5 protein-coding genes are annotated in these 9173 nt (G+C 71.6%); 4 read left to right on the top strand and 1 reads right to left on the bottom strand.

Annotated features, from left to right (window positions below; all coding sequences use genetic code 11):
- The first annotated feature begins 709 nt into the window (after positions 1-709).
- The 4 genes from ACWEQO_RS22970 to ACWEQO_RS22955 all read left to right on the top strand — a co-directional run bounded on the left by ACWEQO_RS22970 (position 710) and on the right by ACWEQO_RS22955 (position 6741).
- Positions 710-1678 carry a M28 family metallopeptidase gene (locus ACWEQO_RS22970; protein WP_452985019.1) on the top strand — a complete coding sequence of 323 codons (969 nt, stop codon included), beginning with the start codon at positions 710-712 and terminating at the stop codon, positions 1676-1678.
- A 143-nt stretch (positions 1679-1821) separates the two neighbouring features.
- Positions 1822-3225, top strand: coding sequence for a class II fumarate hydratase (locus ACWEQO_RS22965; RefSeq protein WP_452985018.1), 1404 nt, complete (start codon positions 1822-1824; stop codon positions 3223-3225).
- A 384-nt stretch (positions 3226-3609) separates the two neighbouring features.
- Positions 3610-4284, top strand: coding sequence for a cytidylyl-2-hydroxypropylphosphonate hydrolase (gene fomD, locus ACWEQO_RS22960; protein WP_361451688.1), 675 nt, complete (start codon positions 3610-3612; stop codon positions 4282-4284).
- Positions 4285-4596: 312 nt separating this feature from the next.
- Positions 4597-6741 (top strand): ATP-binding SpoIIE family protein phosphatase, encoded by a 2145-nt coding sequence (locus tag ACWEQO_RS22955; RefSeq protein WP_361451685.1) that lies wholly within the window; start codon positions 4597-4599, stop codon positions 6739-6741.
- An 87-nt stretch (positions 6742-6828) separates the two neighbouring features.
- Here ACWEQO_RS22955 and ACWEQO_RS22950 read toward each other — a convergent pair whose 3' ends face one another.
- Positions 6829-9120 (bottom strand): transglycosylase domain-containing protein, encoded by a 2292-nt coding sequence (locus tag ACWEQO_RS22950; RefSeq protein WP_361451682.1) that lies wholly within the window; start codon positions 9118-9120, stop codon positions 6829-6831.
- Positions 9121-9173: the final 53 nt, after the last annotated feature.

Raw genomic sequence — 9173 nt, 5'->3', positions numbered from 1 at the left:
ACTGGCGACGCCGCCACCAGGCCCGATCTCAGGCCAGCCACTACCGACGACAAGCCGCGCAGGCATGAAGATCACGAACTACGGCTGGAGTACTAAGCTCTGCCTGCTCGACGTAGCGGACTCTGCGCGCTATCCGGCGCGCAAGCGCGCGGCAGGATGGGCCGCAGTATTGGCGGGGCCTTCCCGGACCATAGATCACGGTGAATTCCTGCTCGCAGACGTGGCAGCGCAAAGTGAGTGTGTCGTTCATGTCTCGTCTCTCCGAATGGTGAACGGGGCGCGCGGTGTGTAGTAGTGGATACGCGAAGCGGCCCGGACCGTGGCCTTTGGAGTCAAACCACGATCCGGGCCGCTATCGCTGCTGCACCGCCCATGCCGCATTTGCCCCCGATCCTCGAAGGGACCGAACGACTTCTTCCAGGACCCGGCGCCCGCCCCGACGTTCACGACGATCCCGGTACGGGGACCGGGTCTGGCGTAGCACCTTCCCCGAGGGGCGGCGGTCGAGGGCTCCGGTCCTCCCGCCGCCCCTTCTCCATGTCCGGACAGCGGACACCATGTTCCTTTTTTGGACAACCTGCCCGCACGGGCCCCGTTTCCGTTGACTCCCTCAACCTTCGCTGTGAGTCTTCTCGCCAATCTGACATGCACACGCTATGTCGGACTCCCTGTGGCCCACACCCCACGGCCACTTCCCGAAGGAGACAGTGTGAGACGACGATTCGCCGTGGCGAGCTTCTCCCTCGCCGTCGTGCTCGGCTGCGGAACACTCCCCGCCGCGGCCGCCGCCCCCGCGGGCGCCGACCCCTCCGCCCCCGCCGTGCACGCGCTCGCCGCACCCGACGTCGACGTGACGAAGGTGCGGGCGCACCTGAGCGAGCTCAGCGCCATCGCCGGCCGCAACGGCGGCAACCGCCGCTCCACCACGCAGGGGTACCGCGACTCCGTCGCCTACGTGAAGGGCAAGCTGCAGGCGGCCGGTTACACCGTCACCGAGCAGCCCTGCACCTCCGGCTGCACCAGCGGAGCGGGCCCCAACCTGATCGCCGAGTGGCCGCGGGGCGACGCGAACAACGTCTACATGTTCGGCGCCCACCTCGACGGCGTCTCGGCGGGTCCCGGCATGAACGACAACGGTTCCGGCTCGGCGGCGCTCCTGGAGAACGCCCTGACCCTGGCCCAGCAGAACCCGGCCATGCGCAACCGGGTGCGCTTCGCCTGGTGGACCGACGAGGAGCAGGGCCTCAACGGCTCGAGGTTCTACGTCCGTTCGCTCTCCTCCACCCAGCGCTCCCAGATCCGGGCGTACTACAACTTCGACATGGTCGCCTCGACCAACGGCGGCTACTTCATCAACCGCATCACCACGTCGGCCGCCGCGCCGATGAAGGCGTACTGGGACTCGCTGGGCCTGCTGCCCGAGGAGAACACCGAGGGCGCGGGGCGCAGCGACGACTACCCCTTCCAGCAGGCCGGCATCCCCACCTCCGGCTACGCGATGGGCGCCAGCGCCCGCAAGACGTCCGCGCAGGCCGCCAAGTGGGGCGGCACGGCCGGTTCCGCCTACGACCCCTGCTACCACCGGGCCTGCGACACCCTCAGCAACATCAACACCACCGGCCTGAACCACGCGGCCGACGGCATCGCCCACACCCTCTGGCAGCAGGCCGTCTCCTGACGCCGGCCCTCCGCCGGGCACTCCGCCCCGCCGCCCCGCGCGGCGGGGCGGAGTCCGTTCCGGGTACCCGCGCGCGATGCTGGCAGGGGGACCGCGGGAACACCCCGGCCCGCGCCACTGCTGTGATCTTCGGAGGTACGACGATGACGACCACGGACGACAACCGGCACTACCGCGTCGAGCACGACTCCATGGGGGAGGTGAGGGTGCCCGCCGAGGCCAAGTGGCGGGCGCAGACGCAGCGGGCCGTGGAGAACTTCCCCGTCTCCGGGCAGCGCCTCGAACGCGCCCACATCGAGGCCCTCGCCCGGATCAAGGGCGCCGCCGCGAAGGTGAACGCGGACCTCGGGGTGCTGGACCAGGACATCGCCGAGGCGATCGGCGCGGCGGCCGGGGAGGTCGCCGAGGGCACCTGGGACGAGCACTTCCCGGTCGACGTGTTCCAGACCGGCTCGGGCACCTCGTCCAACATGAACACCAACGAGGTCATCGCCACCCTGGCGACCGAGCGGCTCGGGCGGGCCGTGCACCCCAACGACCACGTCAACGCCTCCCAGTCGTCCAACGACGTCTTCCCGTCCTCGATCCACATCGCCGCCACCGCCGCCGTCGTCCGGGACCTCGTTCCGGCCCTGGAGCACCTCGCGGCCTCCCTGGAGCGCAAGGCCGAGGAGTTCGCCGACGTGGTGAAGTCCGGGCGGACGCACCTCATGGACGCCACGCCCGTCACGCTGGGACAGGAGTTCGGCGGGTACGCCGCCCAGGTGCGGTACGGGGTGGAGCGGCTGCACGCCTCCCTGCCCCGGCTGGCCGAACTGCCTCTGGGCGGAACCGCCGTCGGCACCGGCATCAACACCCCGCCCGGGTTCTCGGCCGCCGTCATCGAGGAGGTCGCCCGGGTCACCGGGCTGCCGCTGACCGAGGCCCGCGACCACTTCGAGGCGCAGGGCGCCCGGGACGGGATCGTGGAGACCAGCGGTCAGCTGCGCACGATCGCCGTCGGCCTGACGAAGATCACCAACGATCTGCGCTGGATGGCCTCCGGCCCCCGCACCGGCCTCGCCGAGATCGCCCTGCCCGATCTGCAGCCCGGCTCCTCGATCATGCCCGGCAAGGTCAACCCGGTCGTCCCGGAGGCCGTCCTCATGGTCTGCGCACAGGTCATGGGCAACGACGCGGCGGTCGCCACTGCGGGCGCCTCCGGCAACTTCGAACTCAACGTGATGCTGCCGGTCATCGCGAAGAACGTCCTGGAGTCGATCCGGCTGCTCGCCAACGCCTCCCGGCTGCTCGCCGACCGTACCGTCGACGGGATCGTCGCCGACCGCGAGCGGGCCCGCGAGTACGCCGAGTCCTCCCCCTCCGTGGTCACCCCGCTCAACAGGTACATCGGCTACGAGGAGGCCGCGAAGGTCGCCAAGAAGGTGCTGGCGGAACGGCGGACCATCCGCCAGGTGGTCCTGGAGAGCGGCTACGTCGAGCGGGGCGACCTCACCCTGGAGCAGCTCGACGAGGCCCTGGACGTCCTGCGGATGACGCGCCCCTGAACCGTGCGCCTTGGACGCGTGCCCCCGTCACGTCCCTGCTCTGCCGCACGGGTGAACCGTGACGGGGCCGCAGCACCGGGTGCCGTGGGCACCTAATATCTGCCCTTGACATCTCTCTCAGCTGAAGCAGGGAGATCCGGCCCTCACGGGTCGGGCTTTCTGCTTCATCGACCGCAGCCGACCCGAACGAACGGCAGGGGCTCGAACGAACGGCAGGGGCTGGTGCACCGGCCATCGGCCTCACGCCGGCTCCACGGACCCGACACCCCGCCGGCCCGGCGGTGGACCCGACCGACTCGGCTTTCGCCAACCGGGCGAAGGCGACCACACCACCCCATTCACCCCACTCCCGCTGCACGGCGGGGGTATCCACGGAGAGACCTGATGACAGAGGGCGGAGCGGCAGGACGCGGGGGCCACTGGGCGCCCGGGACGCAGGTGCTGTGGCGTTACCGGGAGAACGGCGGCGCGCACATCCACATCGCGCGCCCCGTCACGGTCGTGCGCGACGATCCCGGACTGCTCGCCGTGTGGATGGCGCCCGGCACCGAGTGTGTGAAGCCGGTGCTCGCCGACGGTACGCCCGTGCACCGGGAACCCCTCCCGACCCGGTACACCAAGCCCCGTGCGGTGCGGCGCGACCGCTGGTCCGGGACCGGTGTGCTGAAGCTGGCCCGGCCCGGCGACCCCTGGTCGGTGTGGCTGTTCTGGGACGCGGGCTGGCAGTTCAAGAACTGGTACGTGAACCTGGAGGAGCCGCTGGCCCGCTGGGCGGGCGGGGTGGACTCCGAGGACCACTTCCTGGACATCTCCGTGCACCCCGACCGCAGTTGGCACTGGCGCGACGAGGACGAGTTCGCCCAGGCGCAGCGGGACGGGCTCGTGGACGCCGCCCTGGCCGAAAGGGTGCGCCGGGCCGGCCGGGACGCGGTGGACGTGATCGCCCGGTGGGGCGCGCCGTTCTCGGACGGCTGGCAGAACTGGCGCCCGGATCCGGCCTGGACGGTACCGTCACTGCCACCGGACTGGGACCGCGCTCCCGCGCATCTGTCGTCATGAGACTCTTGATGCACCCCGGGGCAAGAAACGTAGGATCGTCCTCCGCAAGGCACGGAGCGGCAGCAACTTCCGTAACACGCGCTGGGCTTGACCGGACGTCACCGAGGGGCGGCAGGACGTGAGCGAGGGGTACGGCACCACCGGCGCGGGCCGGGGACGGCCGGCGGGCGGCACGGGAACGGCCTCCGCCCACGAGGGAGTTCCGTTCCGGGGACACACGATCCGGGTATCGGAGTTCCGGCGGGAACACGAGTACTGCAAGCACCACGGGTATCCCGAGTACTGCGAGGACAGCGACATGGCCCCGGACGGATGGACTCGACACGCGTGACGGAGCAGCCGACCTCCTACGAGCGCCCGGAACCGGGCGTCACCCCCGCGGATGCCCGCGGGGCGCTCCTGCCTGCCTCGACACCGACTCACGGGCCGGGCATGACATCGTCGTCGACGCCGCCCCCGGCATCGTCCTCGGCGGCGGACGGACCCGCTGCCGAGCACTCCCAGCCGGGCACCGGGCAGGACGCCGGACCGGACGCGCACCGGCCCCGGCCCGCGCCCGAGGGCATCCCGCACCAGCCGGCCGGAGAACCCGGAGCCTCCGGAACACCCGGAGCCCCCGACGCGCCGGCCGGCCCGGCGCCGGACGGGCCGGCCCGGAGCACCCCGCCGCAGGACCTCCCCGCGCGGCTCCCCGACGGCCTGGAACGCCGCACCGGGCAGGTGACGTCCCCCGGGCGGCCCACGCCGATGCGACGGGACGGGGACCGGCTGAGGTTCGTCGGCGCCGCGACCCGGCGGATCGCCCGCGGCATCGATCTCGAAGAGATCGTCATGGGGCTGTGCCGGGCCACCGTGCCCACCTTCGCCGACACGATCCTGGTCTATCTGCGCGAGCCGCTGCCGGTCGGCGACGAGCGGCCCACCGGTCCGCTGGTGCTGCGGCTGCGTCGCAGCGACCGGATCCCGGCCGCCCGCGACACCGAGAACGGGTTCGTGCCGGTCCTCCCGCCCGAGCCGTCCGCGCTGGAGTCGGTCGGCGCCGAGCGGTGCACGGTACGGCCCGGCAGCGCGCTCGCCGAAGTGCTGCGCGGCGTACGGCCGGTGTTCACGGACGCGCCCGCCGCCCGGGCCGCGCTGCCCGAACTCCTCGGCGAGGAGGGCGGTTCGGCCGTGCCCGACGGGCAGCGGGCGATCCTCGCGCCGCTGCGCGGCCGGCGCCGGGTCATCGGCGCGGCCCTGTTCCTGCGCGGCCCCGAGCGCACCGCCTTCGAGGCCGAGGACCTGCTGGTCGCCGCCCAGCTCGCCACGCACAGCGCCCTCGGCATCGACAAGGCGGTGCTGTACGGGCGGGAGGCGTACATCGCCGACGAGCTGCAGCGCACCATGCTCCCGGAGAACCTGCCGCGCTGCACCGGCGTGCGGCTGGCCTCCCGCTACCTGCCGGCCGCGGAGACCGCGCGGGTGGGCGGCGACTGGTACGACGCCATCCCGCTGCCCGGCAGCAGGGTCGCGCTGGTGGTCGGCGACGTCATGGGGCACTCCATGACCTCCGCCGCGATCATGGGTCAACTGCGCACCACCGCCCAGACCCTGGCCGGGCTCGACCTGCCCCCGCAGGAGGTGCTGCACCACCTGGACGAGCAGGCGCAGCGGCTCGGCGCGGACCGCATGGCGACCTGCCTGTACGCGGTGTACGACCCGGTCGCGCACCGCATCACCATCGCCAACGCCGGTCATCCGCCGCCCATCCTGCTGCCCATCGGCGGCCGGGCCGAGGTGCTGCGGGTGCCCGCCGGCGCCCCGATCGGGGTCGGCGGTGTGGACTTCGAGGCCGTGGAGCTGGAGGCGCCCGCCGGGGCGACGCTGCTGCTCTACACCGACGGGCTGGTCGAGTCCCGGCTGCGGGACGTGTGGACCGGCATCGACCAGCTGCGCGACAAGCTCGCCGCGACCGCGCAGCTGACCGGCCCGGATCATCCGCCGCCGCTGGAGGCGCTGTGCGACGAGGTGCTCGACATGCTCGGTCCGGGCGACCGGGACGACGACATCGCGCTGCTCGCCGCCCGCTTCGACGGGATCGCGCCGAACGACGTGGCGTACTGGTTCCTGGAGCCGGAGGACGCCGCTCCCGGCCGGGCCCGCCGCCTGGCCCGCAAGGCGCTGTCCCGGTGGGGTCTGGAGGAGCTGACCGATTCGGTGGAGCTGCTGGTCAGCGAGGTGGTGACCAACGCGGTGCGGTACGCCACGCGGCCGGTCACGCTGCGGCTGCTGCGCACAGACGTGCTGCGCTGCGAGGTCGGTGACGACGTGCCGCAGCTGCCCCGGCTCCGGCAGGCGCGCGCCACGGACGAGGGCGGGCGCGGCCTGTACCTGGTCAACCGGCTGGCCCGGCGCTGGGGCGCGACCCGGCTGAGCACCGGCAAGGTGGTGTGGTTCGAACTGAACCACGGCGGCTGAACGAGGGCCGTGGGGAACGACGAGGCACGAAGAGGGGGCGCCCGGTGACGAACACCGGGCGCCCCCTCTTCTTCGTCGTCGCCCCGTCTACTCCTCCGCGCCGTCCGTGGGCCTGTCCGGGTCCTCCGGCACCTCGGTCGTCGGCGGGGTGAAGGGCGGAGAGGCCGGCGGTGTGGTCGTCGGCTCCTGGGTCGGGGGCTCGGTGGTGGGCGCCTCGGTCGTCGGCTCCTCGGTCGGGGGCTCGGTGGTGGGTGCCTCGGTCGTCGGCTCCTCGGTCGGCGAGTCCGACGGGGAGGGGCTGGAGGACGACGGCGACGGAGGCGGCTTGACGGCCGCGCCCTGGCTGGTCTTCAGGTCGAACCTGCTGGTCTTCTCCATCACGCCGAAGGTGTACGCCGACCAGATCTGCGCCGGGAAGCCACCGCCGTTGACCCGCTCCTCGCCGCCGGCGCCGTACATCTCGACCTGCGGGTGCGGGGGCTTGTCGTCCTCGCCGAACAGGCCGACCGCGGTGACCAGGTCGGGGGTGTAGCCGGCGAACCACGCCGACTTGTTGTTGTCGGAGGTGCCGGTCTTGCCGGCGACCTGCTGGCCGCCGCGCAGCGGATGGTCCCGGACCGCCGCGCGGGCCGTGCCGTCGTCGACCACGCCGGTCAGGACCGAGGTCACGGTGTCGGCGGCCTCGCGGCTGATGACCTGCTCGCCGACCGCGTCCGGGGCGGTGACGGTGCGGTCGAGGTGCTCCGCCGACTTCAGGATCGTCGGGGTGGTCCTCTTGCCGTGGTTGTCGAGGGTGGCGTAGACGCCGGCCATCTCCAGCGGGCTCGCGCCCATCGAGCCCAGCGTCTGGGCGGGCACCGCCTCCAGCTTCTCGACGTCCATGCCGAGCTTGCCGGCGGTCTCCATCACCTTCTCCATCCCGATGTCGACGCCCATCTGCGCGAAGACGGAGTTGACGGACTTGTTCATGGCCGTCTGGACGGTGATGTCGTCGTAGTCGACGTCGCCCTGGTTCTCCGGGGCGAACCCGACCTGCCTGCCGTTCTCCTCGACGGGACGCCGGCTGGTGCCGTCGTAGACGGTGTTGGCCGTGATCGGCTCGCCGCCCTGGGTCTCGGCCCGCTCCTCGATCGCGGCGGCCAGGATCACCGGCTTGAAGGTGGAGGCGGGCTGGTAGTCGGCGCGGGTGGCGTTGTTCGTGAAGTGCTTGAGGTAGTCCACCCCGCCGTACATCGCCACGACCGCGCCCGTCTTCGCGTCCACGGACACGGCACCGGCCTGGACGTCGGCGTCGACCTTGCGTGCCTTCGGGTCCAGCTTGTCGTTCAGCTGGGTCTTGACCGCCTTCTCCAGCGCCGCCTGCTTCTTCTTGTCGATGTTGAGCGTGACGGTCCAGCCGCCGAGGTCCACCAGGGCGTCGGCCTGCTTGGCGTCCTCGACGGCGCCCTCGGCGACCAGCTGCTTCTTCAGGGCGCTGTTGGCCGCGTTCACCAGGTAGCCGGTCTGGCCCGCCATTCCGGGGTTGCCCTTGGGGTCGTCCGGCACCGGGAACTCCATGCCGGAGCGCTCGGAGCCGTCCAGCCAGCCCTGCTCGACCATGTTGTCCAGGACGTAGTTCCAGCGGTTCTTGACCAGCCTCTTGCCGGTCTCCGAGGCGACCGCCCAGTCGTACTGGCTCGGCGCCTGGAGGAGCGCGGCGAGGTAGGCGCCCTGCTCGACGTCGAGTTCCTCGCTGTCGACGCCGTAGTAGGCCTGCGCGGCGGCCTGGACACCGTAGGCGCCGCGGCCGTAGTAGCTGGTGTTCATGTAGCCGGCGAGGATGTAGTCCTTGGACTTCTCCTGGTCCAGCTTCAGCGAGATGACGAGTTCCTTGAGCTTGCGGGAGACCGTCTGGTCCTGGGTCAGGTAGTAGTTCTTCACGTACTGCTGGGTGATCGTCGAACCGCCCTGCGCGCCCTTGCCGGAAACGGTGTTGAGCAGTCCGCGCGCGGTGCCCCTGAGGTCGACGCCGGCGTCCTTGTAGAACGTCTTGTTCTCGGCGGCGACGAAGGCCCGCTGGACCGGCTTGGGGATCTGCGCCAGTTCGACGACCTCACGGTTGACCTTGCCGTTGCGGGCCATGATCGAGCCGTCGCTGTACTTGTAGACGTTGCTCTGCTCCTGGGCGTCGGCGTTCCCCTCGGGGATGTCGATCACCATGTACAGCACGATGAAGGCGCCCATGCCGAGCAGGCAGAGCCCGAAGAACGTGCCGAGGATCTTCTTCCAGGTGAACAGGCGGCGTATCCGGCCCCGGCCCTGCCCGCCCGACGAACGGCCCCCGGATGCCACACGGTGCCCCCCGCGCTGTCGTGCGCGTCGTTCTTCCGCTCGTCCCATGGGTCCGCTCTGCTCCGCTTCACTCGTGTGTGCACTGCTGCCACACCTGTTCG

This window comes from Streptomyces sp. NPDC004051 (assembly GCF_053604275.1).
Note: the sequence above shows the minus strand (reverse complement) of the source record. Positions and strands in the feature narration are given on the sequence as shown.